The sequence below is a fragment of the Mesorhizobium sp. SP-1A genome, assembly GCF_032460275.1.
Classification (GTDB): domain Bacteria; phylum Pseudomonadota; class Alphaproteobacteria; order Rhizobiales; family Rhizobiaceae; genus Mesorhizobium.
This window is the reverse complement of the sequence record NZ_JAVXZD010000003.1, coordinates 517291-543335: the sequence shown is the minus strand read 5'-3', so window position 1 is coordinate 543335 and position 26045 is coordinate 517291. Positions and strand designations below refer to the sequence as shown.

General features: G+C 62.4%; 35 protein-coding genes and 1 tRNA gene. 20 read left to right on the top strand and 16 right to left on the bottom strand.

What is annotated here, in order from left to right:
- The first annotated feature begins 90 nt into the window (after positions 1-90).
- The 3 genes from QU595_RS17580 (at position 91) to QU595_RS17570 (ending at position 2567) form a co-directional block, all read left to right on the top strand.
- The gene (locus QU595_RS17580) at positions 91-966 is read left to right on the top strand and encodes a S1C family serine protease (protein WP_315924219.1); all 876 of its coding nucleotides are present in this window, start codon (positions 91-93) and stop codon (positions 964-966) included.
- A gap of 7 nt (positions 967-973) precedes the next feature.
- On the top strand, positions 974-1573 hold the full coding sequence (locus tag QU595_RS17575) for a helix-turn-helix transcriptional regulator (RefSeq protein WP_315924217.1): 600 nt from the start codon (positions 974-976) through the stop codon (positions 1571-1573).
- 130 nt (positions 1574-1703) lie between these two features.
- Entirely contained in the window at positions 1704-2567 is an 864-nt protein-coding gene (locus QU595_RS17570; RefSeq protein ID WP_315924215.1) for an NAD(P)-dependent oxidoreductase, read from the top strand.
- 295 nt (positions 2568-2862) lie between these two features.
- On the opposite strand, the gene QU595_RS17565 is transcribed toward QU595_RS17570, so the two are convergent.
- Positions 2863-5052 (bottom strand): OmpA family protein, encoded by a 2190-nt coding sequence (locus QU595_RS17565; protein WP_315924213.1) that lies wholly within the window; start codon positions 5050-5052, stop codon positions 2863-2865.
- Positions 5053-5260: 208 nt separating this feature from the next.
- Between QU595_RS17565 and QU595_RS17560 the strand changes: the two genes are divergently transcribed.
- The gene (locus tag QU595_RS17560) at positions 5261-5707 is read left to right on the top strand and encodes a YcgN family cysteine cluster protein (RefSeq protein ID WP_315924211.1); all 447 of its coding nucleotides are present in this window, start codon (positions 5261-5263) and stop codon (positions 5705-5707) included.
- Positions 5708-5904: 197 nt separating this feature from the next.
- Positions 5905-6306 (top strand): hypothetical protein, encoded by a 402-nt coding sequence (locus tag QU595_RS17555; protein WP_315924209.1) that lies wholly within the window; start codon positions 5905-5907, stop codon positions 6304-6306.
- A gap of 136 nt (positions 6307-6442) precedes the next feature.
- Here QU595_RS17555 and QU595_RS17550 read toward each other — a convergent pair whose 3' ends face one another.
- Complete coding sequence (locus QU595_RS17550) at positions 6443-7156, bottom strand: SIMPL domain-containing protein (protein WP_315924207.1); 714 nt, start codon at positions 7154-7156, stop codon at positions 6443-6445.
- A 128-nt stretch (positions 7157-7284) separates the two neighbouring features.
- Between QU595_RS17550 and QU595_RS17545 the strand changes: the two genes are divergently transcribed.
- A tRNA-Ile gene (locus tag QU595_RS17545) sits at positions 7285-7360 on the top strand.
- A gap of 411 nt (positions 7361-7771) precedes the next feature.
- Here the strand turns inward: QU595_RS17545 and QU595_RS17540 are convergent.
- Positions 7772-8041, bottom strand: coding sequence for a helix-turn-helix transcriptional regulator (locus QU595_RS17540; protein ID WP_315924205.1), 270 nt, complete (start codon positions 8039-8041; stop codon positions 7772-7774).
- A 179-nt stretch (positions 8042-8220) separates the two neighbouring features.
- On the opposite strand from QU595_RS17540, the gene QU595_RS17535 reads away from it, so the two are divergent.
- The 6 genes from QU595_RS17535 (at position 8221) to QU595_RS17510 (ending at position 14124) form a co-directional block, all read left to right on the top strand.
- Positions 8221-8562 (top strand): DUF6634 family protein, encoded by a 342-nt coding sequence (locus tag QU595_RS17535; RefSeq protein WP_315924203.1) that lies wholly within the window; start codon positions 8221-8223, stop codon positions 8560-8562.
- Positions 8563-10131 carry an AAA family ATPase gene (locus QU595_RS17530; protein WP_315924201.1) on the top strand — a complete coding sequence of 523 codons (1569 nt, stop codon included), beginning with the start codon at positions 8563-8565 and terminating at the stop codon, positions 10129-10131.
- A gap of 79 nt (positions 10132-10210) precedes the next feature.
- Positions 10211-12100 (top strand): ATP-binding protein, encoded by a 1890-nt coding sequence (locus QU595_RS17525; protein ID WP_315924199.1) that lies wholly within the window; start codon positions 10211-10213, stop codon positions 12098-12100.
- Positions 12097-12867, top strand: a complete 771-nt coding sequence (locus tag QU595_RS17520; protein ID WP_315924197.1) for an ATP-dependent Zn protease — start codon at positions 12097-12099, stop codon at positions 12865-12867. Before QU595_RS17525 ends, QU595_RS17520 begins: the two co-directional genes overlap by 4 nt.
- 97 nt (positions 12868-12964) lie before the next feature.
- Positions 12965-13738 (top strand): metallophosphoesterase, encoded by a 774-nt coding sequence (locus QU595_RS17515; protein WP_315924195.1) that lies wholly within the window; start codon positions 12965-12967, stop codon positions 13736-13738.
- A gap of 134 nt (positions 13739-13872) precedes the next feature.
- Entirely contained in the window at positions 13873-14124 is a 252-nt protein-coding gene (locus QU595_RS17510) for a DUF982 domain-containing protein (protein ID WP_315924193.1), read from the top strand.
- A 61-nt stretch (positions 14125-14185) separates the two neighbouring features.
- Here QU595_RS17510 and QU595_RS17505 read toward each other — a convergent pair whose 3' ends face one another.
- Positions 14186-14824 carry a hypothetical protein gene (locus QU595_RS17505; protein ID WP_315924191.1) on the bottom strand — a complete coding sequence of 213 codons (639 nt, stop codon included), beginning with the start codon at positions 14822-14824 and terminating at the stop codon, positions 14186-14188.
- Between the two features lie 5 nt (positions 14825-14829).
- On the opposite strand from QU595_RS17505, the gene QU595_RS17500 reads away from it, so the two are divergent.
- Entirely contained in the window at positions 14830-15195 is a 366-nt protein-coding gene (locus tag QU595_RS17500; RefSeq protein ID WP_315924189.1) for a response regulator, read from the top strand.
- Between the two features lie 17 nt (positions 15196-15212).
- On the opposite strand, the gene QU595_RS17495 is transcribed toward QU595_RS17500, so the two are convergent.
- The 4 genes from QU595_RS17495 to QU595_RS17480 form a co-directional block, all read right to left on the bottom strand.
- Positions 15213-15488, bottom strand: a complete 276-nt coding sequence (locus QU595_RS17495; RefSeq protein WP_315924187.1) for a DUF1488 domain-containing protein — start codon at positions 15486-15488, stop codon at positions 15213-15215.
- Positions 15485-15799: a hypothetical protein gene (locus tag QU595_RS17490; protein WP_315924186.1), complete on the bottom strand. Its 315-nt coding sequence runs from the start codon at positions 15797-15799 to the stop codon at positions 15485-15487. The genes QU595_RS17495 and QU595_RS17490 overlap by 4 nt, the downstream gene beginning before the upstream one ends.
- A gap of 168 nt (positions 15800-15967) precedes the next feature.
- On the bottom strand, positions 15968-16336 hold the full coding sequence (locus QU595_RS17485; protein ID WP_315924184.1) for a hypothetical protein: 369 nt from the start codon (positions 16334-16336) through the stop codon (positions 15968-15970).
- A complete protein-coding gene (locus QU595_RS17480; protein ID WP_315924182.1) occupies positions 16333-16596 on the bottom strand; it encodes a hypothetical protein in 264 nt (87 codons plus the stop codon). The genes QU595_RS17485 and QU595_RS17480 overlap by 4 nt, the downstream gene beginning before the upstream one ends.
- Positions 16597-17063: 467 nt before the next feature.
- Between QU595_RS17480 and ftsZ the strand changes: the two genes are divergently transcribed.
- The 6 genes from ftsZ to QU595_RS17450 all read left to right on the top strand — a co-directional run bounded on the left by ftsZ (position 17064) and on the right by QU595_RS17450 (position 20517).
- Positions 17064-18056, top strand: a complete 993-nt coding sequence (ftsZ, locus tag QU595_RS17475) for a cell division protein FtsZ (RefSeq protein ID WP_315924180.1) — start codon at positions 17064-17066, stop codon at positions 18054-18056.
- Positions 18057-18065: 9 nt separating this feature from the next.
- Entirely contained in the window at positions 18066-18818 is a 753-nt protein-coding gene (locus tag QU595_RS17470) for an NYN domain-containing protein (protein WP_315924178.1), read from the top strand.
- 254 nt (positions 18819-19072) lie between these two features.
- Positions 19073-19282 carry a cold-shock protein gene (locus QU595_RS17465; protein WP_292841499.1) on the top strand — a complete coding sequence of 70 codons (210 nt, stop codon included), beginning with the start codon at positions 19073-19075 and terminating at the stop codon, positions 19280-19282.
- A 110-nt stretch (positions 19283-19392) separates the two neighbouring features.
- Positions 19393-19617 (top strand): hypothetical protein, encoded by a 225-nt coding sequence (locus QU595_RS17460; RefSeq protein ID WP_315924175.1) that lies wholly within the window; start codon positions 19393-19395, stop codon positions 19615-19617.
- Positions 19618-19957: 340 nt separating this feature from the next.
- Positions 19958-20218: a DUF982 domain-containing protein gene (locus tag QU595_RS17455; RefSeq protein WP_315924173.1), complete on the top strand. Its 261-nt coding sequence runs from the start codon at positions 19958-19960 to the stop codon at positions 20216-20218.
- A gap of 56 nt (positions 20219-20274) precedes the next feature.
- A complete protein-coding gene (locus QU595_RS17450; protein WP_315924169.1) occupies positions 20275-20517 on the top strand; it encodes a hypothetical protein in 243 nt (80 codons plus the stop codon).
- Positions 20518-20566: 49 nt separating this feature from the next.
- Here QU595_RS17450 and QU595_RS17445 read toward each other — a convergent pair whose 3' ends face one another.
- From QU595_RS17445 to QU595_RS17425, 5 genes are all read right to left on the bottom strand, one after another.
- A complete protein-coding gene (locus QU595_RS17445; protein WP_315924168.1) occupies positions 20567-20785 on the bottom strand; it encodes a hypothetical protein in 219 nt (72 codons plus the stop codon).
- A 474-nt stretch (positions 20786-21259) separates the two neighbouring features.
- Positions 21260-21517, bottom strand: coding sequence for a 30S ribosomal protein S21 (rpsU, locus tag QU595_RS17440; protein ID WP_315924166.1), 258 nt, complete (start codon positions 21515-21517; stop codon positions 21260-21262).
- Positions 21518-21757: 240 nt separating this feature from the next.
- Entirely contained in the window at positions 21758-22054 is a 297-nt protein-coding gene (locus QU595_RS17435; RefSeq protein WP_315924164.1) for a hypothetical protein, read from the bottom strand.
- Between the two features lie 321 nt (positions 22055-22375).
- Positions 22376-22555, bottom strand: a complete 180-nt coding sequence (locus tag QU595_RS17430; protein ID WP_315924162.1) for a hypothetical protein — start codon at positions 22553-22555, stop codon at positions 22376-22378.
- 159 nt (positions 22556-22714) lie between these two features.
- Positions 22715-23110, bottom strand: coding sequence for a hypothetical protein (locus QU595_RS17425; protein ID WP_315924160.1), 396 nt, complete (start codon positions 23108-23110; stop codon positions 22715-22717).
- Positions 23111-23749: 639 nt separating this feature from the next.
- On the opposite strand from QU595_RS17425, the gene QU595_RS17420 reads away from it, so the two are divergent.
- Positions 23750-24382 (top strand): tyrosine-type recombinase/integrase, encoded by a 633-nt coding sequence (locus tag QU595_RS17420; RefSeq protein ID WP_315924157.1) that lies wholly within the window; start codon positions 23750-23752, stop codon positions 24380-24382.
- Positions 24383-24618: 236 nt separating this feature from the next.
- Here QU595_RS17420 and QU595_RS17415 read toward each other — a convergent pair whose 3' ends face one another.
- Genes QU595_RS17415 through QU595_RS17405 form a run of 3 tightly spaced genes read right to left on the bottom strand, consistent with a single transcriptional unit; the run spans position 24619 to position 26043 of the window.
- Positions 24619-25434: a transglutaminase family protein gene (locus QU595_RS17415; protein ID WP_315924156.1), complete on the bottom strand. Its 816-nt coding sequence runs from the start codon at positions 25432-25434 to the stop codon at positions 24619-24621.
- A gap of 10 nt (positions 25435-25444) precedes the next feature.
- Entirely contained in the window at positions 25445-25720 is a 276-nt protein-coding gene (locus tag QU595_RS17410; RefSeq protein WP_315924154.1) for a DUF1488 domain-containing protein, read from the bottom strand.
- Positions 25717-26043, bottom strand: coding sequence for a hypothetical protein (locus QU595_RS17405; RefSeq protein ID WP_315924152.1), 327 nt, complete (start codon positions 26041-26043; stop codon positions 25717-25719). Before QU595_RS17405 ends, QU595_RS17410 begins: the two co-directional genes overlap by 4 nt.
- Positions 26044-26045 lie beyond the last annotated feature (2 nt).

The following is a 26045-nucleotide window of genomic DNA, read 5'->3' as shown; positions in this document are numbered from 1 at the left end:
CCAGTTTCGGCCCGAACTGGCCGTCCGGCGAGTAGGAAGCGCCGCATCGCCGCGCAATATCCGGGTCATGACAGGACCCAGGAGACGATCATGAAAGATTTCAACCTTGCTGCCTTTTCCAATGCCGTGGCCGACCTTGCGGAGAAAGTTGGGCCCCTTACCGCCAGCCTGCCCATCCATCACGGCCGAACGGCGAGCGCCTTCCACTGGGGCGACGGCCTGTTCGTCGCCGCAGAGGAGGTCATCGACCCCGACGAGGAGATCGAACTGACCCTGGCGTCCGGCGAGACCGTGAAAGCGGAACTGCTCGGCCGCGACCCCTCCACCGGCGTGGCGCTGCTGAAGCCGGCGACGGGCGCGGCGGCATTGCCCTCGTTGCAGAAAGCGGGAGCGGTGCGTCCGGGCCACCTGGTGATTGCCGCAGGCCGCGACGGCGCAGCGCCGCTGGCGGTTTCCGGCACCGTCGGGGAGGTCGGGCCGGAATGGCATTCGCTACGCGGCGGCCGGATCGACCGGCGCATTCATCTGGCGCTGCCGGCGGGCGGCCGTTTCGAGGGCGGCCCGGTGCTCGATGCGGAAGGCAAGCTGGTCGGCATGCTGCTGTTCGGGCCGCGCCGGCGGGCGCTGGTCATGCCCTATGAGACGATCGAGCGGGCGGTGGCGACGCTGCGCGAAAAGGGGCATGTGGCGCGCGGCTATCTCGGCGCGGGGCTGCATCCCGTCCGCCAGGCCGATGTGGCCGGCGCGATGGTGATGAGCCTGGACGAGAACGGTCCGGCAAAGGCGGCCGGCCTCGCCCTCGGCGACATCATCACCGCCTGGAACGGCGAGGCGGTGAACGGCCCGCGCGGCCTGATCCGCCGACTGGGTCCCGACAGCGCGGGCGCCGCGGTGACGCTGGGCGTCGTGCGGGGGGGCGAGACGCGGGACGTCGCGGTGACCATCGGCGAGAAGCCGCTGAGCTGAGGTGCGGATGGCGCAAGGCGGGCAACTGACGGTGCTGATCGCGCTCGGCGATGCCGGGCGCGCCGAGCGGCTGGCCGCGGCGCTGGCCGAGGCAGGCGACTTCGTGGCCATCCCGGCGGGGAAAGGCGACGGCGGCCTTGTCGACGTCGTCGTCACCGACGGCGGCGTTCTCGACGCATCGACGCCGCATGTGCTGCTGTCGTCACGCTCCGGTTCGGCGGGAGGGGCGGCGGTCCTGGCGGTCTTGCCCTCGAATGCCGACGAGGCGTTGATCGCCGCGGCGATAAGACTGGCGGCGGCAGGTTACCGGGTTTCGCGCGACGCCGGCGCGCCGTCCGAAGTGCATGGCCGCTTGCTGGGGGACGATGCACCCGGCGGCGACGAACGGCACCAGGATCCTGCGCCTTCACCGAAACTGTCGGTGCGGGAGCAGGAGGTGTTGGCATTGCTGGCCGAAGGCGCGCCCAACAAGGTGATCGCGCGGCGGCTGGACATTTCGGTGCACACGGCGAAGTTCCATGTCGCCGCGATCCTGACGAAACTGGGCGCTGCCAACCGCACGGACGCCATCGCCATCGCCATGCGGCAGGGGCTGGTGCTGGTGTAGCCACGAAACGCGCCGGGGCCCGGCCGGCCGCGCGACCAGCAAATTTATCTTTACGTAAACGTCAATAAGCCTTGCGCTCGGCTTGCGCGGCGGGCAAGCTTGCCGGAGATCAAAATTCGGGAAGGCTGCGATGTCGCTTCAGGGAAAAACGCTGTTCATCTCGGGCGGATCGCGCGGCATCGGGCTTGCGATCGCGCTGCGCGCCGCGCGCGACGGAGCCAACATCACCATCGCGGCCAAGACGGCCGAGCCGCATCCGAAACTGCCCGGCACCATCTATACGGCCGCGGAGGAGATCGAGCGGGCGGGCGGCAGGGCGCTGCCTGTGGTCTGCGATATCCGCGACGAGGAGCAGGTCGGCAAGGCGGTCGCCGCCACGGCGGAAAAGTTCGGCGGCATCGACATCTGCGTCAACAATGCCAGCGCCATCCAGCTCACCGGCACGCTGGAAACCGACATGAAGCGCTACGACCTGATGCAGCAGATCAACGCGCGCGGCACCTTCCTCGTGTCCAAAACGTGCATTCCGCACCTGAAGTCGGCTGCAAACCCTCATATATTGAATCTTTCGCCGCCGCTGGACATGAAGGCCAAGTGGTTCAGGAACCACGTCGCCTACACCATGGCCAAGTTCGGCATGTCGATGTGCACGCTCGGCATGAGCGCGGAATTCGCCAGGGACGGCATCGCCGTCAATTCGCTCTGGCCGCTGACCACCATCGACACGGCCGCCGTGCGCAACCTTCTGGGTGGCGAGAGCGTGGCGGCGCAGAGCCGCTCGCCCGAGATCATGGCCGACGCGGCGCATGCCGTCTTCTGCCGCCCCGCGCGCGAGACCACCGGCAACTTCTTCATCGACGAGGAGGTGCTGCGCGCCGAGGGCGTGACCGATTTCTCCCGCTACGCCTTAGCCGAAGGCGCGCTTATCTCGGACTTCTTCGTGCCGGACGAGGTGTTCGAGCGCACGTCCACCGAGGTCAAGCGGGTGTTCTGAGCGCCGGGGCCGCCCATGACGCGGTCGACAGAGGCCGGCACCAGCGCCGGGACGACCAAGGCGAGGCGGAGGATGGTCGGCCACATGAGCCGGTCGGTGGAATAGGACGCGCGGTCCAGGAACAGTTCCAGCAGGCGGGAAGGATCGAAAAAAAGCCCGACCGGGGAAAACCTCGGCCGGGCCTCTTGTCCCGCTGGAGACGGGACGGGGCAGGGAACCCCGATTTCATTAGACACCGGGATCGTGGCGACCCCGTGGCGTGGACGGGGACCCGAACCGGGCCCCCGTGCCGTGGTCAGTTGGCGCTGACGGCCGGCGCCACCAGCGGCGTGATGCGGCGGATGGCGACGCGCCTGTTCTGGCGCTCCGGACCCTGCGTGTTCACCTTGAGATAGCGCTCGCCGTAGCCCTGCGTGGTCAGGTTCTCCGGCGGGATCTCGAACATGTTGCTGAGCGCTTCGGCGACCGCCTCGGCGCGCTGGTCCGACAGCGCCAGATTGGCGGTGTCCGAGCCGACGGCGTCGGTATGGCCCTCGATCAGGAAGGTTTCGGCCGGGTTCTTCTTCAGCAGGCGCTGCATGGCTTCGGCGACGCCTTCCAGCTTCTGCGCCTCGCTATCGGAGATGCTCGCCGAGCCGAAGTCGAAGTTCAGCGTGTCGAGGTCGATGCGGCGGGCGATGTCGCGCACGCGGGCGGAACGCTTCACCTCGTCGATCGAATAGAGGCGCTGCACCCGTTCGACCGGCGGCTGCTCGAGGAACTCGTAATAGTCGTCCGGCCCCTGCACGGATTCCGAATCCAGGATGTAGCGTTCGCGCGGGATGTCGAGTTGCAGCGGCGGCAGGTCGTCGCCCGGATCGCGCCAGTCGCGCACGTCCTGATAATGCTGCTCGTCAACGTAGTTCAGCACATATTCGCGCCCATCCGGCGTGACGCGCGAGCGACGGATCACATCGCCGTTGCGGTTGCGGATGGTGACGATCTGCACGCCGTTGTCGCGCACGATGGTCTCGCGGGTCTGGCCGCGCGGCAGGTCCTCGTAATAGACGTCCTTCGAACCGTGCCGCATGCGCGGACGTTCGTCGCTCTCGACCATCGTCTCGTTGTTGAACTGGATGATGACGCGGTCGCCGAACGACTTCAGCACGTCCGCGCCTTCGGGACGCGGACGTTCCCGGATGTCCCGGTTGGGTTCGCGGTCGATGCGCTTGCCCTTCAGCTCGGTCACCGGCTCGATCTTTTCGGGCCGGATGGCCTGCTGGGCAGCCTTGTCGTCGGCCGGCGGCGGTCCCTGATCGACGGGAGCGGGCCGTTGCGCCTCCTGGCCACCGGCCTGCGTTCCGGTCTGCGCGCCGCCTTCGGTGCCGGTCTCGCCGGGCTTCCTGCCGTTGCGGTCGCGCCGGTTCTTGGTGCCTTCACCGGCCGGCTGCTGCGCGTCCTTCTGGCTGTCCAGGATAGGCGCGGTCTTGCCCGACGCTTCGCCCTGCTGGGTCTGCTCGCCGCCGGCAGGCGCCTTCTGCTCGCCTGACTGTTCGGTGGCGGGCTGCTCGGGCTGCGCCTGCGCCGGCTGCTCGGCCGCCGGCTTCTTGCGGGTCGGCTGCGCTTCTTCCTGCTGCGGCTCGGCCTTCTTTTCGGGCACGGGCGCGCTTTCGGGAGCGGTCGTCTGCTCGCTCTCGGCCGGCTTGCGATGCTTGCCTTCCTTCGTCTTCTGTTCGGGCTGGGCGGCGGGCTTTTCAGCCTGCGTCGGCTTCATCCCGTTCTCGGCGGGAGCGTTCTCCGCAGGAGCCTTCTCGGCGGGCGCGGCCTCGTTCTGCTGCTCCTGCGCCTTGCGGCGCTCCTTGCGCAGCTTCTGTGCGGGCTCCTGCGCCGGCTGCTCGGCCTGCGCGGGGGCGGCTTCGGCGGGCGCGGCCTCGTTCTGCTGTTCCTGCGCCTTGCGGCGTTCCTTGCGCAGCTTCTGTGCGGGCTCCTGCGCCGGCTGCTCGGCCTGCGCGGGGGCGGCTTCGGCGGGCGCGGCCTCGTTCTGCTGCTCCTGCGCCTTGCGGCGCTCCTTGCGCAGCTTCTGTGCGGGCTCCTGCGCCGGCTGCTCGGCCTGCGCGGGGGCGGCTTCGGCGGGCGCGGCCTCGTTCTGCTGCTCCTGCGCCTTGCGGCGTTCCTTACGCGGCTTCTGTTCCGGTTCCTGAGACTGCTGCTCGGTCGGGGCGGATTCCTCCACCGCCTTGCGTTTGGGGGCTGCTTCGCCGGCAGGGGCTTTTTCGCCCTGCTGCTCTTCCTGCTTTTTGCGGCGCTCCTTGCGCGGCGCCTGTTCGTCCTGCGCGGGTGCGGCGCAGTCCTCGCCCTGGCAATCGGTCTGCGCCAGAATCATGGGCTTCGAGGCGATCGCCTCCTGCGCCTGCGCGATGCCCGTGAATGAAAAAGCGCCCAACGGCGCGGATGCCATCAGCAAGCCAAGCGCAGTGCCGGCAAGAATCCGTGGTTGGCGTTTCATGCGATCTCTCCTTTTCGCGTCCCTCGCGCTCCAATCCAAAACCTTGAAATTGGTTCCGGAATTGGTGCGATAGCCGTGCCGCGGGGCGATTGGCGGGCGGGGGACGGGCTATTCACGGGCAATTCGATGGCGAGATCGTGTCTGCCAAGTCGCCGCGGAACGGGTCCAACCGCTTGACCTGTGCCGGTCCGCGGGCCACATCGCAGCCATGGATGCACCGTTCTGGAAAACGAAGACGCTGGAGCAAATGAGCGCCGCCGAGTGGGAATCGCTCTGCGACGGCTGCGGCAAGTGCTGCCTGTCCAAGCTCGAGGACGAAGACACCGGCGACATCTACTGGACCAGCGTGGCCTGCCGCCTGTTCGACGCGGGCACCTGCCGCTGTTCGGACTATGCCAACCGGCTGTCGCGGGTCTCGGACTGCGTGGGGCTGACGCCGCAGAACGTGCCGACCATCGGCTGGCTGCCCAGCACCTGCGCCTACCGGCTGGTTGCGGAGGGGCGCGACCTCTACTGGTGGCACAGGCTGGTCTCCGGCAGCGCGGAAACCGTGCATGAGGCCGGCATTTCCGTGCGTGGGCGCGTACGCGCCAGCGAGGCCGACCTGGCCGAGCCGGAAGACTATTTCGACTATGTGCTCGACGACGAGCCCTGAGCGGAACCCGCATGGCGGCCTGGCGTTTGGCGAGCATGGTTAGCCGGCGCGATTCTGTCCTGTCGGGGCGACATCGGGCCTGAACCGCACATGAACGGGCAATTCCCGAACGGTTCATCGGCGCCGCGCTAGGTTGGCGTCATCGCTTCGGCGACAAGTTCAACGAGCCGCGCCATGCGGCCCAAGGAGAGAAGACCATGTTCAAGACGATCAGGACCGCCGCTCTGTCCGCCCTTGTCGGCCTCGGCGCGCTTGCCGCCATTCCCGCCGTGGCGCAGGCGGACGGCATCTATCTCAACTACGGCACCCGGCCCGATACCCGCCTCGGCGTCTATGTCGGCGACCGCGACGCACGCGATTGGGGCCGTGACCGCGACGCGCGCGGTTGGGGTCGCGACCGTGACCGGTACGGCGACCGCGACTGGCGCCGCTCCTGCTCGCCCGACCGCGCGCTCGACAAGGCCGAGCGCATGGGATTGCGGCGCGCCCGGGTCGTGGACATGAGCCGCCACACCATCAGGGTCGCCGGCTTCAAGTACAATTCGCGGGTGACGGTCGTGTTCGGCCGCGACCGCGGCTGCCCGATCGCCTATCGCTGATCCGCGCGTGCGGCCCGGCCGCAGAACAGGCCGCACATAAAACCGCGCGGGCCGCTCCTGAAAAAGCCCCGGAGGATGATCCTCCGGGGCTTTTTCAATTATGCGAGCCGCCGTTGCCGGCGGGACGAGACGAGGCTCATTTCAGCTCGAAGGTCACGTTGACCTGCACATGGTAGGCGTTCTCGCCGGGTTGCACCGGCACCTTGGCGGCGGACGCGTCGAAGCTTCTGGCGCTCATCGGCATGGGCACGGGCCGGGTGGCCTGATCGCTGATCTCCAGCACCTTGCCGATATTGCCGCCCGCCGCTTCCGCCAGCGTCTTGGCCTTGGCGATGGCGTTGGCCACGGCCTTCTTGCGCGCTTCGGTCATGGCGCTTTCCGGGTTCTGGTTCGTGAAGGCGATGCCGCCGCCCTGGTTCACGCCCAGCGAGACGGCCTTGTCGAGGATATCGCCGGCCTTGTCGAGGTTGCGCACGCGCACGGACAGGGTGTTGGTGACCTGGTAGGCGACCAGCCGGGCTTCCTGGCTGCCGTCGGGCTTGTTGTTGTAATCGTAGCGGGGGCTGATCTGGATGCCGTCTGTCTGCAGGTCGTTCTCGGCGATGCCGGCGGACTTCATTGCGGAGATGACGGCGGCCATGGCGTCGTTGTTGGCGTCGAGCGCCTCGCGGGCGGTCTTTGCCTCGCGCATCACCGACAACGAAAGCATGGCGACGTCCGGGGCCATGGTCGCCTCGCCTTCGCCCGAGACGACGATGCGCGGCGGGCGAGGGGTCTCGGCGGCCGAGGCCATGGCGGGAAGGGCGATTGCGGCGGCAGCTGCTGCAAGCGTGACAAGATGTTTGGTCATGAAAAACTCCGTGTGTGGTCCCGTCAGGTTTCGCCTATGGCGCGAATATGGGCTGATTTGGGCGATCTTGTCTCGCCCTGCGGGAAAGCCTTGTGCGGGCAGAAGAAAAACACTATCCAGCCCGCGTGGGGCCTGTAGCTCAATGGTTAGAGCCGGCGGCTCATAACCGCTTGGTTGGGGGTTCGAGTCCCTCCGGGCCCACCATCGCACAAGGCTTTGTGAGACGACAAATCAGCGCTGACGCTTGCCACAATCTCGACTGACGCAGCTTTGGCAGAATTTAACGATAAGCCCTTGTGATAATTGAGAACATAAAAATTTTCTCTGGCGTTGAATCCGCGTCTGCCCCGAAAAAGCCATAGAATTGCCGCTGTCGCACTCGCTGATTCACAACTCATCTTGATTCATTCACAACTCACGCTGATTCCCGAGCGAAACCCTTCTGTCGGCGGACAGAATCAGGGTTCTTAACGAGAATGGGCCAGCTGGGAGTCTCGGCTTAGGCGCGAAGTCGACTAGACTGAACCGCCGAAGGACTGATCGAATGCTGGTTACTGCATGACATTCCGCCTCACTAAGTTCGCGCCGGCGATGCAGCAGATCCGTGTCGGCGACTTAGTCCGCGGAAATCTGGAATCCGATCTTCTTGACGACGTTCTTGCCGACCCGCATCGACGGGCCGTGCGATTTGGTCTCGGGGAGGAATTCGACGCCGAACTCCTCCAGCGCTTTCTGCACCCTCAGGCTGATTTCCAGGCCGACAGGTTCGCGCGCTTCTATGCGGACGATCGATCGCTTGCTCACCTTGGCCTTTTCGGCGAGTTGCGCCGGGGTGATGTCCAGGAGGGCGCGTGCGGCGCGCAGAAAGTCGTAGGATGCCTGCATGGGAATGTTCTAGCCGGAGCGATGGGGGAACGCCAGCCTTCAGGTAATGAGGCGTCGCGACGCCTGTAATGACCTGTGGACGCCCGATGCCCGACGCCGTATGCCTGTCCTGCTGATTCCAGCGAATCGCAAGGATCCAACTGCAACGGATCCTTTGCCGGACAGACGGAGGCTTGCAGATGCTGCTGTTCAACGAGGGATGCGGAGCCGGAGAACAGCTTGCCGCGGAAACCGCGCGAATCGGGGCACTGCTCTCCGACATGGAGCGAATCCTGGAAGGTGTGCTTCCGGATACGCTCGTCAACGAGGAGCCGCCGCTTCTCGACCGCTGGCTTCTCGGGAATGTGTTGACACCGGCTTTGGTGGGACTGTCGACGGGGCATCCGGCACTTCCGGGGACCAACCGTCCGATCGCCACGTCTCAGGTCTTTTTGATGTCGGCCGACATGAGCTGGGCGCGGACTCTGTCCCGCTGGTATCGACTTGGCCGCCCGGCCGAGCGCTCCGGCCTGGACGCGTGAGTGGTTGCGGCGATGACCATCTCCGGCAAGGATTCACGCGGCGGTCGGGACCGGCACTTCGAACGCCATCTCAAGGCGGCTCAGGCGGGAGTGCACCTGCCGACGGAGATCGAACTGCTTCGAGGCATGCCGTTCCTGTTCGACGACATGGCGAGCGACATCAGGGAGTTCGGCGAGCGTCTGTCGCGCAGGCTGAAGCACAAGCCGAAGTTCGATATCGCTCCCCTGGTCGCATCCCTTGATGACCTCGCGGTTGACCAGAGCGACGAGGCGCTGCGCTGTGTCGAAGCGGCGATGGAAGCCGCAGGCGGCTTCAATACGATATTCGCCTTCGATGCCAGGCTGCGTGTCAAATTCTATCTTGCGTCGCTCGGCGATCCGGACGCGGTCGCCGTGATTGCGGGCAGGATGGCATCCGTTGCGCTCGGTGACGTTCGTGATTCCTGTGACTTCAGCCTTCTGCCACGGGCACTCGCCTGGTCCGTATTGGCGAATGACTATGGCCACATGCGCGACAACGGGATTGTCGGCATTCCCCGAGGCCGGGTGAGCCGCGATTTGCGCATCCATGCGCGGGAGTTCGAAGCGGCGATCCAGCTACCGGAACGGGAGACAAAACAGCCGGAAGACGAAACTCCTTCTGCCTGTAGGGTTGAGGATGTTGCGAGGGTTACCGCGACAGAGCCTCCCCCAGTCGCCAAGCCGAAAGGCACCGTCGTCGTCTTCACCTCGATCGGCAACGACAGCACCTCCGAAGGCAAGCGGGTCGTCAAGGAGTTCGAGAAGCTTCTCAACATTGCCTTGCCGCTGCCGCTAGTCCCCGATCTCTCCCTGGTACGAGAGCGGCTGGTCGAAGAATTCCCCTATGCGGTGGCCGTCGTCGACGAATTGCTGAACCGCCTCGTCGGCCGGGATCATGTCCATATCCGGCCGACTGTCCTGGTCGGCACGCCCGGCTGCGGCAAGACAAGGCTGGCGCGACGGTTGTGCGAAGAACTCGCCGTTCCTTTTGAACTGGTATCGTGTGGCGGGCTGAACGACAGCTCGATCGGCGGGACGGCCAGGCGCTGGTCGTCGGGCGAGCCGAGCATCGCCGTGCTGTCGATCCGCCGCCATCGCTGCGCCGGTCCCGTCATTATCCTGGACGAGATCGAGAAAGTCGGCACCTCGCGGCACAACGGCAATGTCCATGATGTGCTGGTCGGCCTGTTCGAACGGGAGACCTCGCAACGCTGGTTTGACCCCTATGTCGAATCCCCCTGCGACCTGTCCCACGTCTCCTGGCTGATGACGGCGAATACGCTAACCACCGTTCCTTCGGTGCTGCTGGATCGCTGCCGGGTCATCGCCTTTCCGGAACCAGGGCCGGAACAGCTCGAGGTGCTGGCCCCGCGTCTCGTTGAACGGATCTATGTCGATGCCGGGCACGATCCGCGCTGGGCGTCGCCGCTCGAACGGTTTGAGCTTGCGGTACTCGCCGACCATTGGCGTGGCGGTTCCATCCGCAGGCTCCAGCAACTCGTGGAAACGCTGGTCGAGGCACGCGAGCGGCACAGGGTGAGGCAATGAACGGGAGCCACCGATGAAACGCCGGAAGAAACGGAGTCGTCATGTTCAGCCCGAGCAACACGACCAGGCAGGAAGCGGCATGAACGAGCGGCTCGCACGTCATCTCCTCGATCGGCTGCGGCGCAAGGCGGCGGCGCTTGCGCTTGCGGATGCCGTCGAAGCGGGAATCCTTTGCCAGGAGGATGTCGAGAGCCATGGCCGGGTGGTGTCCGTTTATCGCCGCCATCCAGATGCCGTCCGTGCGATGTCGCCGTCTCAGGCCGTCGCCATGCTGTCGCGTCACCGGCGCAGGCTCCCCGACGAAACGACGCATCCAATCCTTGGGTCGGACGAGTTTGCCTTCGATACGGAAATGGACACGACACCAACAGCAGAGGCTCAGATGGCGATCCCCGGCGATCCTCTTTCCTCCGAACAGGCACGATGCGGTGACCTCGCTTTGGTGAAGGCGATACGCGGGGCGGCGGAACCGCCGTCCGCCGCCGACGTCGCCGTCATGCTTCTTCTGGCGCAGGCCGTTCCAGACGATGAGGCCGCCCTTGCCGACGTCCTGCAGGCGCTCAGGCTGCGGCGACCTATCGTGACCTTGCTCGGCGAGACCAAAGGATTTGAGCGGACCTTTCTGGAACTCCTGAAGCGCGGTCATATCCTGCCTGGCGCGGTCGAGCGCTCGAACGGCTATGACATACGCTACGAGAACGTGCGTTTCGAGCATGTCGCCGCCGCCCGTCGGCGCGTTGTCGTCTTTGTCGGGAGCGACCGTGGCGAGGAGGAGGATGACCGGCAATACGGTGCGGCAGCCATCAGTCCCTATCCGATCCTTGCCGTCGCCGAGCGAAAGGAAGCGCTCGCGCCAAAGCTGGTCCAGGCATCGCAACTCAATGTCGCCTGCGGCACGCTGACAGTCGACATCGTCCGCCGCACCATCGAGACGGTTCTCGGCGCGTCGCCCTCGGTCGGTAAACTGGAAGGAATAATCTTCGAGCGGCTGGGCCTCGGCGACATCGCGATCGCCGTCCGTCCCGGTGTCGCCGCCGACATGGCCGCCGACAGCCTGCGCCGGTTGGCGGAAGCGGCCGTCGATGCCGAAGGCGGCGAGAAGGACGACTGTGGTAGAAAGGCCCTGAAGGGAAACTCCCGATCGTCAGACACGCCGTCGTCCCGCCGGAATGCCGACCCCGGCTCCGGCAGCGACATCATCCAGCCGGAAGCACCTGCTGAAGCCAGCGCTGGTCGCCCTCCGCCGACCATCGAGACCCTGTCCGGCTATGGCGATGCCAGGGATTGGGCCTTGCAGATCCGGGACGTACTGCCGCTCTGGCGTGCCGGCGATCTTGCCTGGATCGACATGAGCACCAAGGTCCTGCTGTCCGGCCCGCCGGGAGTCGGCAAGACGCATTTTGCCCGCGCGCTTTGCAACACCCTGCAGATTCCTTTGCTCGCGACATCGGTCGCGCGCTGGCTAGAGCCTTCCCATCTCGGCGACGTGCTGAAGCGCATGAAGCGGTCGTTCGAAGAGGCGGAGACGCAAAAGCCCTGCATTCTGTTCGTCGACGAGTTCGACGGCATCGGCCGTCGCGTCGATCTTTCCAGGGACTACGCCGACTACTGGAACTCGGTGGTCAACTGCTGCCTGGAACTTCTGGACGGGGTAGCTCGCACCAGCGGTGTCGTCGTGGTCTGTGCCACCAACAACCCATCCGTCATCGATCCGGCATTGCTGCGCTCCGGTCGGATCGACAGGCAGATCGAGATCCCCTTGCCCGATGCCGAGGCGCGGCTGGCGATCCTGCGCCATCACCTTGGCAAGGACATCGAGACGGTCACGGCCAGCGTCTCAAAGGCCGTCCTGGTCGAGAACGACCTTCGGAAAGTCCTGGAGGAAGGATTCGAGATGATGTCGGACAAACCCTATGCCGGGCTGGTGCAGGCCGCCATTCCAATCCGAACTGAGGCTCCTCGGCCATGACGATCGCGCAATCCATGGCATCGTCAGGACAGACATTGGCTTCCACCGCCCTGAAGGCGCTTGCCCGCAGAGCGCAAGGCATGACGGGCGCCGACATCGAGCGATGGGTGCGGGAGGCAAGGCAGAGTGCCCGACGTGACCGCCGTCCGCTCTCCTACACCGATCTCGAAACCCAGCTTGGCGGGACAAGACCGTCGCGCTCGACGGCATTGCGACTGCGCATCGCCACGCATGAGGCGGGTCATGCCGTCGCCCGCATGCTGGTTGGCTTCGGCCCCATTGCCGAAATCACAGTCGACGCCAAGGCTGGCGGTGGCTTCGTGATCGGAAGCACAGGTCAGGACGAAATGACCGAGAGCTGGCTTACTGCCGTCCTCGTCGAAACGCTCGCGGGACGCGCGGCCGAGGAAATCATGCTGGAGACTTTTTCGGCGAATAGCGGCGGCGTGGATCATAGCGATTTGGCGTCAGCCACGAAGCTTGCGGTCGAGATGGAAACGATCCTTGGCCTCGGCGGCAGATGGCCCCTGATCTACCGCAAGGCGACCGACATCGCCGCCACGCTTGCCGCCAATCCGGAACTCGCCGCCCGCGTCAACGAGCGGCTCGAGCGGGCCTACCAGGCAGCCTGCACCATCGTGCGCGAACAAACCGACGCCATCGACTTCCTGGCCGAGCAACTGTTCGATGCCGGAACGCTCGACGGTCCGGAACTCGACGCCGTCCTGACCGAAACCCGAAAACGCATCCGCGAGCGCCCCGGCTGAGCCGGAAACGCGCCCAGACAAGCATTCAATCCTTCAGCCGGGGCCCAAACCCCGGCCGGACAGGCACGCCCATACGCCACCCAAAGGATTCAACCCCATGAAACTCTGGCTGTTCTCCGACCTGCATCTCGAAGTCGCCGATCTTCGAGCGCCGCTCGCCATTCCCGATGCCGACGTCTGTGTCGTCGCCGGCGATCTCTGCCGAGCGCCCGCCAACGGCGTCCATTGGCTGGCGGAAAACATCGCGCATGCGATGCCCTGCGTCTATGTCGCCGGCAATCACGAATTCTACAAGGGCGGAATCCGAGAAGGACTCGAGGATGGCAGGGCAGCGGCCGCACGCTTCCCCGTCGTTCATTTCCTCGAAAACCAGTCGGTCGTCATCGATGGCGTCCGCTTCCTCGGCACCACGCTCTGGACCGACTACCGGATCGAAGGCTCTCCGGAACTGGCGATGCGTTACGCGCGCGAGCGCATGAACGACTACCGCCAGATCGCCGCCCAGAGAAATCCCTGGCAGCGCTTCCTTCCGCAGACAGCCTACCGAATGCACCAGGATTCACGGCGCTTCATTGAAACGGCCCTGAAATCCGACCCGATCCCCACCGTCGTCGTCACCCATCACCTGCCGCATGCGCGTTCCGTTCCGGCAAGGTTCAAGGGTGATTTGCTGAATGCCGCCTATGCGTCGGACCTGTCGCAGATAATTGAACAGCAGCAACCGGCGCTATGGATTCATGGGCACACGCACGACAGCTGCGATTACTATGTCGGCGCCACGCGGGTTGTGTGCAATCCGAGAGGGTATGAGGATGAAAACGCGTTGTTCGATCCGGGGCTGGTGGTAGCCGTGAATGATCACGCAATCTAGCAGTCGCTGAACGGCTGCTTCGCGCCCTCAACCTGGTCGTTCAGCTTGCCGCTATGCAATCCTGAAAGCTGCCGTCCGACGAATAATGCGTCTACCATGCTCGCCTTTCCATGCAATCGGGCGTAGGTTGCGCGATGGACGTCAAAAAATTTCGAGTTCCCGTGGTCGTCTATATCGCCGGTCCACTGGGGTTCGTGCTCATTGAATCCATGCAACAGGCCTCGGATTTTCTGTTTGACCATTGGCCTGGAAACGACAGCCTGGCCTGGACCGACGCGATGAGGTGCTGCGCCGAAGAGGGTGCTGCCGATGATGCGAGTGCCGCATTCCTCTCCGCACTAAAGGGTGCTGGGATCAGTTACGATCGCACGGTCGAAATTTACTGACGACGGCCGCTCACAACCGCAGGCTGAATTGCATGCGCTGGCGAGACCGGAACCCGCCGTTTCAATTTCTGCGGACATTCGCCTGATGAAGCATACCATCTATCCGAACGGAGAGCTCGAATGGCGATGAAGCCGAACTATCGATACGAGCGTAGTCAACGGGACAAAGCCAAGGCGGCCAAGAAAGAAGCGAAGCTTGCCGCGAAAGTGGCAAAGGAGAAACCTTCATCCACGGAGCAGGAAGAAGCGCGGGAGCCCGCTGCTGGCGAAAGCTGAGGCGGCCTGGAATGGTCTCGGAGTTGCCATGACAAAGCGCGAGACGGACGACTTCGAAATCGATGTGGAATGCCCCCGTTGCCATCATCAGGCAAAGACGCGCGTCGGCTGGATTCGTACGCACACCCAGATGGAGTGCCTGAACTGTGGCGATATCATCGACATCGAGAGCAAGAATTTCAGGTCGCACGAGCAGCGCTAGACTATCGCAAGGACGCCCGCCTTTTTCGAGCCTCTGATAGAAAGCCTTGCACAGGATCAAGGACCAGCCGATCCCGTGCCGTGACCGCTCCCGGAGCCGGATCGCCGGTCTTTTTCCTCGATCGTCGATTAAGCCGGCCTGTCTTTTGAAAAAAGATGGATCGATACCTGCCTTGAGGCGTTCCGCACTATCTTCCTCAAGCGGCCAGACCAGATCGGTCATTTGCAATGGATGTCCGGACCGCCGTTCTGGTCGTCGAGGACGAGACACTCGTTCGTTTCGATATTGTCGATCATCTGGCCAATGAAGGCTTTGTTGTTCGCGAGGCCGCCAACGCTGACGAAGCGATCGCCATCCTGGAGACCGACCCGGATATCCGGTTGCTGTTCACCGATATCGACATGCCAGGCAGTATGGACGGACTGAAACTATCGGTCGCGGTGCGCGATCGATGGCCGCCGGTCAAGATTATCATTACATCCGGACACCGATCCGTCCGGTCGTCAGCCCTTCCGGACGGAGCGCGTTTCTTTTCCAAACCTTACAAGCACGCAGACATCGTGGACTCCATGCGCAAACTTCTGGCAGGGTAGATGATGAGGCTGAGACATCAGCGCAAGTCGCGGATCGTTATGACGTAGTTCGTTTGGCGGCCGCGCGAATAGAGCTTGCGGGCAACCTCGTAAATCGAGGAGCGCGCCCGATCGAACGCGGCAAGACAGGCCGCCTCCGTTACCTCTGTCCTGCTTGTCCTGGCGCGGGTTCCTGCCAGCGCATCGGCTTCGACAAAGAAGCGGACCTCGAACATGCCGTCGTGGCCGATAAAGCGAACCGCATTGCGTACTTCGTCGAAACTGCGGCTCGGATTGGGGAAGTCGAGCGTCACGGCTGACAAGCCGAGCCCTCCTGGCCGGGCAACCGGCGGGCCAGCGACCTACCGTGCTCACGCCGACGGGCCTCGTTGCGACGATTGAGGTAAAGCATGCCTTCGGTGGCCCGACCAAGGCTCATGCCGGTCATGACAAGGCCCTGGATTTTCGCCGGGATCCCCGTGAAGACGTGATAGATGCTCCAGGAACCGTCCCGTTCGACCCGACGGCCATACTGGTAGTCGATGGTGTCATGGCAGGCCGCTTCGCTCCTGTTTTCCTGCCGGGAATCTGCCGGGGCGTGCTGTCCGATCTCGTGAGCATTCATGATAACGTCCTTTCTTCGTGTCTGCGGCGCTGCACCGGCAGAAAGCCATCGGGCATAGGAGGTCGATTGGAACCCGAAGGCCGGGACCCGATCCCCACGGCTCATCAGTTCCTGGCTTTACCGCTCGACGTGTTGGCGGCGAGCCTGAGCTGGCTGCCCAAAGGGTTATCAGCGTTTGTCGGCGCTTTTGCCTGTTTCGGTTTCCGAATCTCGCGATTGCGGCGTTTTTGTCCCTTGGCCATGGCCGAACGTCCTTTCGAGCAGGGTTGCGTTTTCGCTTTCCGACGATTGCCGTACCAGGTCGAGGCTGTCCTGTGTGGTCACCCTCTCGTGCCGCTCTTGGTCGTTGCGGATGCGGTATTGCGGTGAGTCACCCCTCGCAGGGAGCATGCCGGTGATGTGGTAGATTTCCGCTGTCTTCGGGAATGTGCCGAAGTTGCCCTTCAACCTGACGGCCTGTCCTACGGCATAAAGGTGGGTTGCGACCTCGCGGCGGAGCGGACGCGGATTGCGGTGCACGAAGCTTGTCGTGGTCATGATTGTCTTTGGTCCCGTTCCAGCGCGGCTTCGAGGAAAGCCGGGTCGATCGGCACCATCTGCTGGGTGGTTGCCCTTATCGAGATGGCCGGCAGATGGATGAAGGTTGCAACACGTCGCCAAGCGAGGCTTGAACCGCTCTCGATAGGCTCTTCGTCTTGGTCGACGAGATAGTCGCCCGGCGGCTGCGGCGCATCAAACCCCGGCAGCGAAAACGCCGACAGGAAGCGAACGACCTTCTGCGTGGTGCGGTTGTCCATGACTGCCACCCTTTCGGAGATGCCGCTGCCCGAACCGCAGATGAAGTTCCGCCTGTCAGATCCATGCGCTGTCGGCGCGGCGTTCGTTTCCAGGCTTCGAGCAGACGCGGCCGGTTGCGCCCGGTCGACACAACCATATCGTTATCGAAAATTCGGAATAAACTGGCGGGTCTCTGATACCGCGCAAGCCAAATCGGCCAAATCAACGAGGTCTATCTATGCGCCTTAATTGAGTTGCAAACAAGGCGTTCCCGTTTTTGTTTTTCTCTTGAAGAGAATTCGTGGCTCGGCGGCCAAGGAAGACTTCAAGCATAGACACTTCGACATCGAGACCACTCGGAGGGCAGAGCCGCCGCTTGCGGGCGAGGCTTCGATCTGGTCCCCTGCTTATGGCGGGTGTTGTCCTGATTCGCAGCGCGTGGCGCCGGTCCCGGACCGGCAAGCGAGCCTCTGGGAGGAAGACGGCAATGAACGCCAGACCGGCAATCACCGAGATGAAGCCGAAGATCACCGTGATCGGCGTAGGCGGTGGCGGCGGCAATGCCGTCAACAACATGATCGCCGCCGGGTTGCAGGGCGCGGAATTCCTTGTCGCCAACACGGATGCACAGGCCCTTGCCATGTCGAAGGCATCGAAGCTGATCCAGCTTGGTGCCGGCGTCACCGAAGGACTTGGGGCCGGCTCGATACCGGATGTCGGTCACGCGGCCGCGCAGGAGTCGATCGATGAGATCATGGACCACCTTGCGGGAACGCATATGTGTTTCGTGACGGCCGGCATGGGCGGCGGAACGGGGACGGGCGCCGCTCCCGTCATCGCGCATGCAGCGCGGCAGGCCGGCATGCTGACGGTTGCCGTCGTCACCAAGCCGTTCGTCTTCGAGGGCAAACGCCGCATGCAGTCGGCCGAGGAAGGCATCGCGCGGCTGCGCGAATGCGCGGACACGGTGATCGTCATCCCGAACCAGAACCTCTTCAGGGTCGCCGATACCAGGACGACATTCGCCGATGCCTTCGCCATGGCCGATCGTGTCCTCTACGCGGGCGTCGGTTGCATCACCGACCTCATCGTGAAGGAAGGATTGATCAATCTCGACTTCGCCGACGTGCGCGCGGTGATGCGCGACATGGGCCGGGCGATGATGGGGACGGGCGAGGCCTCGGGCGAAGGCCGGGCCAAGGCGGCCGCCGAAGCGGCGATCGCGAACCCGCTCCTGGACGAGGCGTCGATGGGTGGGGCGAGAGGCGTGCTCGTCTCGATCTCCGGCGGACCGGACATGACGCTGTTCGAGGTCGACGAGGCGGCAACGCGCATCCGCGAGGAAGTCGATGCCGACGCCGACATCATCGTCGGCGCCATATTCGATGCCGCGTTGGAAGGAAAATTCAGGGTATCCGTCGTCGCCACGGGCCTGCGGCAGAAGACGCAGGTGATCGAATTCGAGCAGAGACTGGGCTAAGGAACTGCGATGCCATCCGAACCCCGCTCGCCGCGCCTTGCCATTCTCATTGATGCCGACAATGCTTCGGCCAAGATAGCCGACGGCCTGTTCGAGGAGATCGCCAAGATCGGCGAGGCCAGCGTCCGGCGCATTTATGGCGATTTTTCCAGCTCACGCTCGAAGGCTTGGGCCGACGTGCTGTCGAGGCACGCGATCATTCCGCAGCAGCAGTTCGCCTATACGACAGGTAAGAACGCCTCCGACATTACGCTCGTGATCGACGCGATGGATCTTCTTCACAGTGGTCGTTTCGACGGTTTCTGTCTGGTTTCCTCTGACAGCGATTTTACCCGTCTTGCCGCCCGCATCCGCGAGCAGGGCATCGATGTGTTCGGCTTTGGCGAGCAGAAGACGCCCGAGAGTTTTCGGCAGGCTTGCCGCAGGTTCGTCTATACGGAGAACCTGCTTGCGTCCGCTCCGGCGAACGAACCGGAGGCTGCACCGAGCGCAAAGCCGTTGCAGTCGCCCTCCGCCGCCGTGCCGATCATCCGCAAGGTGATCGCCCAGATGGAAAGCGAGGACGGCTGGGTTCCGCTCGGCGCGGTCGGCACGCAGCTTGCCAATCTGGCTTCCGATTTCGATCCCCGCACCTTCGGCTTTCGCAAGCTGAGCGATCTCGTACGCAAGACCAACGCCTTCGAGATCGACCATCCTGAAGGAGGGATGCTGCGGATAAGGATCAAACCGGAGGCCGCGAGAAAGGGACGGCGGAGGGCGTGAGGGCCTGCAAAGACGTAGCAGTCCTCCCTCCGGCCGAGACGATCCGTTCTGAGCCGGAAAGATTTATCCCCGACCTTGCCTTGTTTCGAACACCGAATAGGCCTACGTTCTAAATATCGATCTTGGCTGTCGAACTTTGTTTCTGACGCGAACTGCGTCTTCGGCGATCTTCTCCTCTCAAAATCGATCTGAACCGTTTGTCGTGCATCTTGCGCGGCAAGCAATTTTCTATGGATGATTGAAAGGAAATCGTAATGAATACTGGAACAGTCAAGTTCTTCAATTCGACCAAAGGTTTTGGCTTCATCGAGCTCGGCAATGGCCAGCCCGACGTGTTCGTCCACATCTCCGCTGTCGAGCGGGCCGGCATGCGCTCCCTCGTCGAGGGCCAGAAGCTCAGCTTCGACGTCGTGAAGGACGATCGCAACGGCAAGAGCGCGGCCGAGAACTTGCAGGCCGCATAACGATTGCGCTGGCCTTTGACCACGGATGTACTGGCGCTGGCCACAGAGCGCAGACGAGAGAGGCCGGGCAAGTCCCGGCCTTTTTTCTTTTCATGACTGGAGACCCGCACATGCGACACCCTGAAATGCCGCAAGGGATATTCAAGCCCAAGCCGACCGCCATCGAAACGAAGCAGGACGCCACCACCAGGGCTGCCCGCCAGATCATCGACGGCGAAGCGGCCGTGCGGGAACAGAAGACCGAACGGCTGAGGCTGGCAAGGCTTGCTATGGAAGCAATGAACACGAACACGCCGCCCTTGCAGAAGCGGCCGGTCAGGCGCAAGCGCGCATAGCCGGATCGACCAGGTACAAACGCGAAAACAGAGGCAAGACGAACGCCGAATTCTAACGGGAAGGATGATGAAAATGCCCTCCACCTATCTCGCTTGTCGGCACGCCATGGCAAGGTTCTACGACAGGTATTTCGGACGACCGCCTGTTGTGACGACACGCTTGAAGCCTGCCAGGTTGGAGACGCGACCCGACGAGGCGCGACGTTGCAGGCAGGGCGATACCGACGGCTCGCGTCGCAGGGCGGCTCAAACGAAGCTCAGGCACCAGATGCACTGAACCGCCTGCTGGACGTCCTGTGACTGCAAAGCACGCATATCGGAAATTTTCGATAGGTCCGCGATGAACAACCAGAACTTCAGGATGCCTTTGGTGATCTACGATGACCGGACGGGCTTCAGCCTGATCTCCTCGGTGTCGCAGGCGGCTGATTTCCTGTTTGCCTATCACAAGGAATACGGCAGCCCGGCATGGTCGGATGCAATGAACTGCTGCTCTGAAGTCAAGCTGGGAACTTCCACCCCTGAGCAGGTCAGTGCGGCCTTTATCGCCGCCGTGACCGGTGCCGGGATCAGGATCGATCCCACGCTGCGCCTGTATTGATTTCGGCAACGGACTTCTCATCCCCGATCGAAAATCTTGGTCGCTACGGAGCGCAGATGAACAACGTGATCAATCTCCACGGCGAAAAGCGCTGGAAGGCAGTCATCGAATACCGCACCGAGGATGGGCCGAAGAGCGTCGAGCACTATTTCGAGGAGATTTCAGATCTCCATCTCATCATCGAGCACGGACCCGACTGGAATTTCCTCATCCGCTGCACGGTGACGCTCAATCGATCCGATGACGGTGCGGAACAGAACAGTTCCAAAAAGGCGCTGAGAGAGGAGCGACCGTATTGACGGCTTGACCGAACGGTCGGACGAGTCGCTTGTTGGACCCGCGACGCGCTTACGCGTTTTTGGTCATCGTTCCATGATTGAGATCGATGCTTTCGGCGTTCGCTATCTGCCTTGCGAAGTCTCGCTGCAGTTCTCCCCAAAGGCCAAGATAGCCGCCGCAATTGCTGCAATGAATAGGCGTTTCTTCATCTGCATTGTCGGGGATCGTCATCTGGATCCTGCCACATCGCTTGCAGTCCAGCATGTCGTCCAGCCGCGCCTTTGTCATCGAAAACGCCTCCCACATGGACAATTGAGCCCGTGCTCGGAACAAATGCCGACCCGGCGGTTTTTATTCTAGCACCGCCCCAAGCTCCTTGCGACGGTCTCGAAGCGGCAAGGTGAAATACGTTGGCGAGACCATCGAAAAATTGCGGCGCTACATTGCTGAGAAAGACAGCCGCCACGTCCTCGAAGAGGTCGACACACTGTTGTTTGTCGCGTCCGGGAGGCGTACGACGGAAATTGGCGAAAGAAGTGGCTCGGAGGGCCAGGAACGCAAGGTCTGCCGTTTCCATCGCAACAGCCCCTGCGACCACATAACCCTTTAGCCCCGTTGTGGTGCGCCACCATAGGATATCGGCCACACCTTGTCGCATCACGTTATAAATCGCCCGCTCGGTTCACGGCTGGCGGGAGATTTATTTCTTCTGAGGACGTAACGAACTCCCCCGAAGCGGTGCGGGTGGTCCGTTCTGGCAAACTATGCAGCTCGTGACGCTGGGCGGGGAAGAATAGGCTTCTTCTTGGGCGCGGGCAGGAGACCTTCGCGCTGCGCTTGTTTTCTCGCTAGTTTTTTCGCACGCCTGATCGCTTCGCCTTTTTCCCGGACGCGGCGTTCCGAAGGTTTTTCATATGCCTTCCGTGCTTTCATTTCTCGAAAGAGCCCTTCGCGTTGCATTTTCTTTTTGAGCACCCTTAGTGCCTGATCAACATTGTTATCTCTCACCAGAACTTGCAACGTATCTCCTGACGCCTTTATGGCTTTCCGGTCAACCGAGGCGGTAGACCAAGCTGCGCACCATACAGGCTTCTTACCCCAGCGCATCCCCTTGGTCGCAAAAAGTCCGAGCTATGAAAGGCCTGGAAGGAAACTTTGGCGAGGCGGTCTAAACCAGCATGGGAGCTTCTGACGGCTCGTTCGATCGAGCCACCTGCTTTTTGCTCAGCAGCCGGATGTGCATCTCCTCAACTGCGTCCTTTAGCCCCGCGATGTCTTCATGAGCAGGGCCGCATGGCGTAGCTCGCTCGATATTTCCTCATCCGACAAGGTATCGATCCGCAAGGGCATTTCCGGCCATCGGTAAACCGCCGGCCCTTGCCAGCGGCTGTTTGCCGGGGTCCCGGAGTAATCGATCTTGCAATGGTAAACCCGATGAAGCGTGGCGGCAGCACGCTGCAATAGCCTGGCGCACTGCAACTTTGTCAGATTGCCCGTCTCGCCCGCTGCATGAGTGAGTTCAGAAATGAAGGCGTCCGTGTCATGCTCTTGAGGCATGGAAAGACCATCCCACCTTTCCTGTTCTCTCACAACCGTCCGTCGTCGGCTCCATCCGCGTGCCTCCATGAACGTTCACATCCGCACCAAGTTGCTAGATGCAGTGGTAAGTAGTGCTGCCGAAGCGGCCTTGAATGCCCGACACGAGGTTGAGGTGCCCGTCCGGCTACTCCCGGGCGGGCTTTCCTGGTTTCGAGGGGCTAGACGAAGAAACGTTGAGGGTGTGGCTGCTACCTGAGCAGAACCTGCCAGCGGCCGTCGTATACATTGTCCCTGCAGCGATTATGCCGGTCGGCACAGGCTGGTCATTGATACGTGTGGTCACGTGATTGTCATGTCTTCAGTGGCCGTGACGCCCAGTCGATAGGCTTGCCCCTCAGCGTATGCCTTGGCAAACTGTTTGGTTGGATATCGAAGATCGAGGGTTCGCCCGTTTTCCGTGATGCGCACACACCAGCCGCCGGGTGCCTTCGAGAGAACCACGGTTTTGATATCGTCCATGCTCAGAAGGTAATGCTGGTCAGAACGACGTACACGATACTGCCCAAAATGCCGACCACGAGCGCCAACAGCCAGCCAGCGGGATCAGCGGCCCAGCGGGCAAGATTTTTCATGCTATCCATTTGAAGTCCTTTGCCGGTCGTCCCCACAGAAGCTTCGTCAATGCATCTGATGGCGGCTTTTGACCTCGTTCTCGCGGCGATGCCGGCCGTCTGTATCATTGTCAATTCGACACTGAACTTCGTCTCGGGCGACCCGGAACGCGAGTTTTTGGGCAACAATCTGCGGCGCCTCGCGATCCGAGAACCTGGATCCGAACAAAGCGCCGACGGCTCGGCTAACCACACTTCGTTGCGAGGAGTCGCTCCCCTTGACCTCGCGCACATTGAGCACCGAGCGCAGGTCAGCCTCCGCTGTGACGCCGCCTTGGAATTGATCAATCAGGAACCTTGCCCTCATCGTTTCCTGACTTCTGTTGCGTGGAACGGCTCGAACTTCGAGCAGTAACCGTTCGATCATCGTCATGTTCTTGGAAGTCAGATAGGCGGAAGACATGGAGTCCTCCTTTCGTTGGGGCTAGGGCACGATGGCCGCCCTCAACCGACGGTGCCCTAAAAATGGCCGTCGACAATTGACCCTACTCTCTTCGTACTACGTTAGCGAGAAGATTCCGGTGGGGTTCGCCGAGGGCTTCCAATACCTCATCGGTCGCCTCTTCCTCGTCCTTGGGAATTCGAGTGGAAGAGGAAGCAGCTAGGGGGCAAGCCGGAAGGGCAACTCGTCTTTAACGACCTGATCGTGGCGGCAGCCGTCTCGGGGCAGGGAATCGCTTTCACGCTCGAAGACCATGTGAGGCGATACTTGGCCGACGGAACGCTGATTCGAGTGCTGAAGGACGGTGCGAGCGATTCGACAGCTATTATTTGTATTATCCCAGCAGGAGATCACTTTGCCTTCAGCCTAGTTCTAGATGCGCTGCGTCATCGTAGTTGAGGGCTTGCAGCCAGCGTATGACGAGCGGAGCGTGCTGAACGTACGGCAGCTAACGGGACCGCAGGAACGGGTTTGGAATGGCAATGAAAGATCGGTTGCTTAACGACAGCTATCCGCTGGACGCAACCCGGAAATGGCCAGCCCGCAAGCGGCCCCCTCCCTATTTCTTCATTGGCCATCTTGGCCAAAAGGAGAAATGTCATGGGTATCTCAAAATACGATCCGGCCGCCAAAGGTCGGCCAGCCTGGAATGCGGGCAAGCAGGTCGGCGCCAAGCGAGCGCTCAAAGTAAAACAAATTTGGCTGATCCGCTTCTTCTTGGATCGTGAAGAGCGGATGCGCGACCGGGCATTGTTTGACCTCGCGATCGACAGCAAGCTTCGCGGTTGTGACCTCGTCAAAATGAAGATCGGATCGCTTGTCGCCGGCCCGGCGATACGCGCCCGATCAATGGTGATCCAGCAGAAGACTGGCCGGCCCGTCCAGTTCGAGATTACCGCAGACACGAGGGCAAGCCTGCTTGCGTGGCTCGAACGCCGCGGTGGCAGTATCGATGACTACGCGTTCCCGAGTCGGGTCGACCACGAAGGGCACCTGAGCACTCGACAGTACGCGCGATTGGTTGGTGAATGGGTTACTGCGATTGGACTGCGTCCCGAGGAATACGGAACACATTCACTCCGTCGTACCAAGGCCGCGTTGATCTACAAGGCTACCGGCAATCTTCGAGCTATTCAGATATTGCTTGGACACACCAAGATCGAAAACACCGTTCGATACCTTGGCGTGGATATCGATGATGCGCTTACGCTTGCCGAGACAACTGAAATCTGATCTGCGCGGCCTCGCTTAACATTGCGGGGCCGCGTTCAGCAACGCGCCCTTAATGGCGACATTGATAACGCCTTCGCTGGTGCACAAAAGCAGACATTGCCGAAGGCCAAGCTATAGGTCGAGGTTGCACCATTCCCCGGACTCTCTAGCAGAGCGAGTCAACATCGGCATTTCGTGCCGGGATGCGCTCCTCCACGTATATCTATCTCCAGAAGGAGGAGGCGACGACATGCGGGCTACGCAGTCAGAGCTGATACCTCATAGGTCCAGACCCGGAACGCCTTCAGGACATGCGGGCCGAATGAATTGATCAACGGGATGTCTGCCGCGTCGCGGCCGCGTGCAACGACGATCCTGCCGATCCGCGGCATGTTGTTGCGCGGATCGAATGTGTACCATTCGCCATCGAGGAAGACCTCGATCCAGGCGCTGTAGTCCATCGGATCGACGACCGGCACGCCGATGTCGCCGAGGTGGCCGTTGACATAGCGGGCGGGAATGTTGAGGCAGCGGCAGAACGCGAGAGCAAGGTGGGCGAAGTCGCGACAGACGCCGACGCGCTCGTGATAGGTCTCGAAGGCCGTTCGCGTCGAGCGGGCCTGCATGTAGTCGAAGCGGATATGATTGTGGACGAAGTCGCAGATCGACTGCACGCGGCTCCATCCCGGCGCAACGGCGCCGAAAATATCCCAGGCGATCTGGCTGAGTCGGTCGGTTTCGCAATAGCGACTGCCCATGAGGTAGACGAGGCTGTCGTCTGGAAGGTCAGGCACCGCTAGTTCACGAGCATTTAGTACCACCTTGTCCAGCCTGCCGTCGTCCTCAATCGTGGCGTCGCCCCATATCGTCAGGTCTCCGGCCGGCGCGACGAGGCGGCGACAACGGTTGCCGAACAGATCGCGATAGGTCGATACCGGTATGTCGGGATTAGTGAATGTCGTTTCCGGCACCCTGATGTCGGCCGCGCGGTCCTCATGGACCGATAGCAGGCAGACCAGGGCCGTGGGCTGCTGGCATGCCAACGTGATCTCATAGCCATAGCGGATCAGCATGGAAAACCGCCTAGCGGAAATCCGCGGCGGTCAGCGTGTAGGAATCGCGGCGGCCGTGCGAATAGGCCTTGCACGCGACATCGTAGATGGTTGTGCGCAAGGCGTCGAAAGCCGACAGGCACCTGGCTTCCAGCATCCCCGCCTCGCGTCTAGCGGCATCCGACTTCGTCAGCGCACCCGCCTCGATAAAGAAGCGGATCTGGAACATGCCGTCGTGGCCCATGAAGCGCACGGCGTTGCGCGCTTCGTCGAAGCTGCGGCTTGGGTTGGGAAAGGCCAGCGTCATGACCTGCGCTCCGCCGGTTTCGGGATTGTTCTGAAGGGCGAGAGTTCAATGCGTTCCCTGCGGCGCTCGGCGTTGCGAAGGTTGAGACACAACATGCCGCTGGTTGCATCCAGACGGCTCAGGCCGGTCATGGCATCGCCGCCGAAGCGCGCCGGAATGCCGGTAAAGACATGATAGATCGTCCAGGAACGGTCGGCTTCGATACGGCGGCCATATTGATGGTGCATGGAATCCTGACCGGGCGCGCCGCCTTCGTTTTCCCAGACGCTGATCGCGGCTGCAATTCGCTTCCGTTCAGTCTCCTTGAGGTGCTGCATATTCATGG

What these genes read in the sequence shown, in the direction of transcription:
- QU595_RS17580 (WP_315924219.1), top strand. Translation starts at nt 91, where the DNA reads ATGAAAGATTTCAACCTTGCTGCCTTTTCCAATGCCGTGGCCGACCTT.
- QU595_RS17575 (WP_315924217.1), top strand. Translation starts at nt 974, where the DNA reads ATGGCGCAAGGCGGGCAACTGACGGTGCTGATCGCGCTCGGCGATGCC.
- QU595_RS17570 (WP_315924215.1), top strand. Translation starts at nt 1,704, where the DNA reads ATGTCGCTTCAGGGAAAAACGCTGTTCATCTCGGGCGGATCGCGCGGC.
- QU595_RS17565 (WP_315924213.1), bottom strand. Translation starts at nt 5,052, where the DNA reads ATGAAACGCCAACCACGGATTCTTGCCGGCACTGCGCTTGGCTTGCTG.
- QU595_RS17560 (WP_315924211.1), top strand. Translation starts at nt 5,261, where the DNA reads ATGGATGCACCGTTCTGGAAAACGAAGACGCTGGAGCAAATGAGCGCC.
- QU595_RS17555 (WP_315924209.1), top strand. Translation starts at nt 5,905, where the DNA reads ATGTTCAAGACGATCAGGACCGCCGCTCTGTCCGCCCTTGTCGGCCTC.
- QU595_RS17550 (WP_315924207.1), bottom strand. Translation starts at nt 7,156, where the DNA reads ATGACCAAACATCTTGTCACGCTTGCAGCAGCTGCCGCCGCAATCGCC.
- QU595_RS17540 (WP_315924205.1), bottom strand. Translation starts at nt 8,041, where the DNA reads ATGCAGGCATCCTACGACTTTCTGCGCGCCGCACGCGCCCTCCTGGAC.
- QU595_RS17535 (WP_315924203.1), top strand. Translation starts at nt 8,221, where the DNA reads ATGCTGCTGTTCAACGAGGGATGCGGAGCCGGAGAACAGCTTGCCGCG.
- QU595_RS17525 (WP_315924199.1), top strand. Translation starts at nt 10,211, where the DNA reads ATGAACGAGCGGCTCGCACGTCATCTCCTCGATCGGCTGCGGCGCAAG.
- QU595_RS17520 (WP_315924197.1), top strand. Translation starts at nt 12,097, where the DNA reads ATGACGATCGCGCAATCCATGGCATCGTCAGGACAGACATTGGCTTCC.
- QU595_RS17515 (WP_315924195.1), top strand. Translation starts at nt 12,965, where the DNA reads ATGAAACTCTGGCTGTTCTCCGACCTGCATCTCGAAGTCGCCGATCTT.
- QU595_RS17510 (WP_315924193.1), top strand. Translation starts at nt 13,873, where the DNA reads ATGGACGTCAAAAAATTTCGAGTTCCCGTGGTCGTCTATATCGCCGGT.
- QU595_RS17505 (WP_315924191.1), bottom strand. Translation starts at nt 14,824, where the DNA reads ATGACCGATCTGGTCTGGCCGCTTGAGGAAGATAGTGCGGAACGCCTC.
- QU595_RS17500 (WP_315924189.1), top strand. Translation starts at nt 14,830, where the DNA reads ATGGATGTCCGGACCGCCGTTCTGGTCGTCGAGGACGAGACACTCGTT.
- QU595_RS17490 (WP_315924186.1), bottom strand. Translation starts at nt 15,799, where the DNA reads ATGAATGCTCACGAGATCGGACAGCACGCCCCGGCAGATTCCCGGCAG.
- QU595_RS17485 (WP_315924184.1), bottom strand. Translation starts at nt 16,336, where the DNA reads ATGACCACGACAAGCTTCGTGCACCGCAATCCGCGTCCGCTCCGCCGC.
- QU595_RS17480 (WP_315924182.1), bottom strand. Translation starts at nt 16,596, where the DNA reads ATGGACAACCGCACCACGCAGAAGGTCGTTCGCTTCCTGTCGGCGTTT.
- ftsZ (WP_315924180.1), top strand. Translation starts at nt 17,064, where the DNA reads ATGAACGCCAGACCGGCAATCACCGAGATGAAGCCGAAGATCACCGTG.
- QU595_RS17470 (WP_315924178.1), top strand. Translation starts at nt 18,066, where the DNA reads ATGCCATCCGAACCCCGCTCGCCGCGCCTTGCCATTCTCATTGATGCC.
- QU595_RS17465 (WP_292841499.1), top strand. Translation starts at nt 19,073, where the DNA reads ATGAATACTGGAACAGTCAAGTTCTTCAATTCGACCAAAGGTTTTGGC.
- QU595_RS17460 (WP_315924175.1), top strand. Translation starts at nt 19,393, where the DNA reads ATGCGACACCCTGAAATGCCGCAAGGGATATTCAAGCCCAAGCCGACC.
- QU595_RS17455 (WP_315924173.1), top strand. Translation starts at nt 19,958, where the DNA reads ATGAACAACCAGAACTTCAGGATGCCTTTGGTGATCTACGATGACCGG.
- QU595_RS17450 (WP_315924169.1), top strand. Translation starts at nt 20,275, where the DNA reads ATGAACAACGTGATCAATCTCCACGGCGAAAAGCGCTGGAAGGCAGTC.
- QU595_RS17445 (WP_315924168.1), bottom strand. Translation starts at nt 20,785, where the DNA reads ATGACAAAGGCGCGGCTGGACGACATGCTGGACTGCAAGCGATGTGGC.
- QU595_RS17435 (WP_315924164.1), bottom strand. Translation starts at nt 22,054, where the DNA reads ATGCCTCAAGAGCATGACACGGACGCCTTCATTTCTGAACTCACTCAT.
- QU595_RS17430 (WP_315924162.1), bottom strand. Translation starts at nt 22,555, where the DNA reads ATGGACGATATCAAAACCGTGGTTCTCTCGAAGGCACCCGGCGGCTGG.
- QU595_RS17425 (WP_315924160.1), bottom strand. Translation starts at nt 23,110, where the DNA reads ATGTCTTCCGCCTATCTGACTTCCAAGAACATGACGATGATCGAACGG.
- QU595_RS17420 (WP_315924157.1), top strand. Translation starts at nt 23,750, where the DNA reads ATGGGTATCTCAAAATACGATCCGGCCGCCAAAGGTCGGCCAGCCTGG.
- QU595_RS17415 (WP_315924156.1), bottom strand. Translation starts at nt 25,434, where the DNA reads ATGCTGATCCGCTATGGCTATGAGATCACGTTGGCATGCCAGCAGCCC.
- QU595_RS17410 (WP_315924154.1), bottom strand. Translation starts at nt 25,720, where the DNA reads ATGACGCTGGCCTTTCCCAACCCAAGCCGCAGCTTCGACGAAGCGCGC.
- QU595_RS17405 (WP_315924152.1), bottom strand. Translation starts at nt 26,043, where the DNA reads ATGAATATGCAGCACCTCAAGGAGACTGAACGGAAGCGAATTGCAGCC.